Below are 3187 nucleotides of genomic sequence, written 5' to 3'. Positions count from 1 at the left end.
AGTAGTGGCGAGCGAACGCGGAAGAGGCCAAACCGGTCCATGTGTGATAGCCGGCGGGCGTTGCATGGCCGGGGTTGCGGGACTTTCCGCTGCTGTTCTGCCGGACAGCGAAAGTGAGTGCGTGCGTATAGGTGAACGGTCTTGAAAGGCCGGCCGGAGAAGGTGTAAGCCCTGTAACCGTAATGCGTGACGCCGCTTGGAGAGTATCCCAAGTAGCACGGGGCCCGAGAAATCCCGTGCGAATCTGCCAGGACCACCTGGTAAGCCTGAATACTACCTGATGACCGATAGCGGACAAGTACCGTGAGGGAAAGGTGAAAAGTACCCCGGGAGGGGAGTGAAACAGTACCTGAAACCGTGTGCTTACAATCCGTCGGAGCAGCCTTGTAGCTGTGACGGCGTGCCTTTTGAAGAATGAGCCTGCGAGTTAGTGTTACGTCGCGAGGTTAACCCGTGTGGGGAAGCCGTAGCGAAAGCGAGTCTGAATAGGGCGATGCAGTGGCGTGATCTAGACCCGAAGCGGAGTGATCTACCCATGGCCAGGTTGAAGCGCGTGTAAGAGCGCGTGGAGGACCGAACCCACTTCAGTTGAAAATGGAGGGGATGAGCTGTGGGTAGGGGTGAAAGGCCAATCAAACTCCGTGATAGCTGGTTCTCCCCGAAATGCATTTAGGTGCAGCGTTGCGTGTTTCTTGCCGGAGGTAGAGCTACTGGATGGCCGATGGGCCCTACAAGGTTACTGACGTCAGCCAAACTCCGAATGCCGGCAAGTGAGAGCGCAGCAGTGAGACTGTGGGGGATAAGCTTCATAGTCGAGAGGGAAACAGCCCAGACCACCAACTAAGGCCCCTAAGCGTGTGCTAAGTGGAAAAGGATGTGGAGTTGCCCAGACAACCAGGAGGTTGGCTTAGAAGCAGCCACCCTTGAAAGAGTGCGTAATAGCTCACTGGTCAAGTGATTCCGCGCCGACAATGTAGCGGGGCTCAAGTACACCGCCGAAGTTGTGGCATCAGCGTATTATCCAAGCCTTCGTGGTTCAGGAGCGCTGGTGGGTAGGGGAGCGTCGTGTGGGCAGTGAAGCTGCGGCGGAAGCCAGTGGTGGAGCCTACACGAGTGAGAATGCAGGCATGAGTAGCGAAAGACGGGTGGGAAACCCGTCCGCCGAATGATCAAGGGTTCCAGGGTCAAGCTAATCTGCCCTGGGTAAGTCGGGACCTAAGGCGAGGCCGACAGGCGTAGTCGATGGACAACGGGTTGATATTCCCGTACCGGCGAAAAACCGCCCATGCCAATCCGGTGATGCTAACCGCCCAAACCGTTCATCCGTGCCCTTCGGGGCCAGTATGGGCGGGGCGCGCGGGACCCGATCCGGGGAGGTAAGCGTATTAACAGGTGTGACGCAGGAAGGTAGCCGAGCCGGGCGATGGTAGTCCCGGTCCAAGGATGTAGGGTGAACGGTTGGCAAATCCGCCGTTCGACAAGCCTGAGACCTGACGGGACCCCCGTATGGGGGGATTCGGTGATCCTATGCTGCCGAGAAAAGCATCGACGCGAGGTTTTAGCCGCCCGTACCCCAAACCGACACAGGTGATCAGGTAGAGAATACCAAGGCGATCGAGAGAATTATGGTTAAGGAACTCGGCAAAATGCCCCCGTAACTTCGGGAGAAGGGGGGCCCCGACCGTGAAGAAGCCTTGCGCTTCGGAGCGGGTAAGGGCCGCAGAGACCAGGGGGAAGCGACTGTTTACTAAAAACACAGGTCCGTGCGAAGTCGCAAGACGATGTATACGGACTGACTCCTGCCCGGTGCTGGAAGGTTAAGAGGACCTGTTAGCCCCTTTGGGGGCGAAGCGGAGAATTTAAGCCCCAGTAAACGGCGGTGGTAACTATAACCATCCTAAGGTAGCGAAATTCCTTGTCGGGTAAGTTCCGACCTGCACGAATGGAGTAACGACTTCCCCGCTGTCTCAACCATAAACTCGGCGAAATTGCACTACGAGTAAAGATGCTCGTTACGCGCAGCAGGACGGAAAGACCCCGAGACCTTTACTATAGTTTGGTATTGGTGTTCGGTGTGGCTTGTGTAGGATAGGTGGGAGACTTTGAAGCCCGGACGCCAGTTCGGGTGGAGTCATCGTTGAAATACCACTCTGGTCACTCTGGACATCTAACTTCGGCCCGTAATCCGGGTCAGGGACAGTGCCTGATGGGTAGTTTAACTGGGGCGGTTGCCTCCTAAAGAGTAACGGAGGCGCCCAAAGGTTCCCTCAGCCTGGTTGGCAATCAGGTGGCGAGTGTAAGTGCACAAGGGAGCTTGACTGTGAGAGAGACATCTCGAGCAGGGACGAAAGTCGGGACTAGTGATCCGGCGGCACATTGTGGAATGGCCGTCGCTCAACGGATAAAAGGTACCTCGGGGATAACAGGCTGATCTTGCCCAAGAGTCCATATCGACGGCATGGTTTGGCACCTCGATGTCGGCTCGTCGCATCCTGGGGCTGGAGTAGGTCCCAAGGGTTGGGCTGTTCGCCCATTAAAGCGGTACGCGAGCTGGGTTTAGAACGTCGTGAGACAGTTCGGTCCCTATCCGCTGCGCGCGCAGGAAATTTGAGAAGGTCTGTCCTTAGTACGAGAGGACCGGGACGGACGAACCTCTGGTGTGTCAGTTGTACTGCCAAGTGCACCGCTGATTAGCTACGTTCGGATTGGATAACCGCTGAAAGCATCTAAGCGGGAAGCCGGCTTCAAGATGAGATTTCCATCCCCTTCGGGGGGAGAGGACCCCAGCCAGACCACTGGGTTGATAGGCCGGATGTGGAAGCGAGGACGAAAGACTCGTGAAGCTGACCGGTACTAATAGTCCGATAACTTACACCACACCACCCCCTTCGGGTGGGTGATCAAAACATGCTACGCGTCCGCTATGTGGTTCCCAGACAACAACCCGTTGTCGTTGAGGGAACAAACAATTGAATACAGTTCCAAGCACAAGCTTGTAACCAACAGATTTGCCGCCGGGCAACCCCCACCATAGGGTTCCGGGCGTGCACGAAGGGTTACGGCGGTCATAGCGTGGGGGAAACGCCCGGTCCCATTCCGAACCCGGAAGCTAAGGCCCACAGCGCCGATGGTACTGCACTCGGGAGGGTGTGGGAGAGTAGGTCGCCGCCGGACATTCTTTGAACAC

Annotated in this window: 2 rRNA genes; both read left to right on the top strand. The window is 56.8% G+C overall.

The features are described from left to right. Positions 1–2878: ribosomal RNA gene (locus tag AC5RVZ_RS32170) — 23S ribosomal RNA — on the top strand; the annotation flags it as partial. Between the two features lie 179 nt (positions 2879–3057). Next, positions 3058–3174 (top strand): 5S ribosomal RNA (gene rrf / locus AC5RVZ_RS32165). Positions 3175–3187 lie beyond the last annotated feature (13 nt).

This window comes from Arthrobacter sp. Cza30 (genome assembly GCF_059090765.1).
The sequence above is the reverse complement of the archived record's forward strand: the minus strand, read 5'-3'. Positions and strand labels throughout refer to the sequence as shown.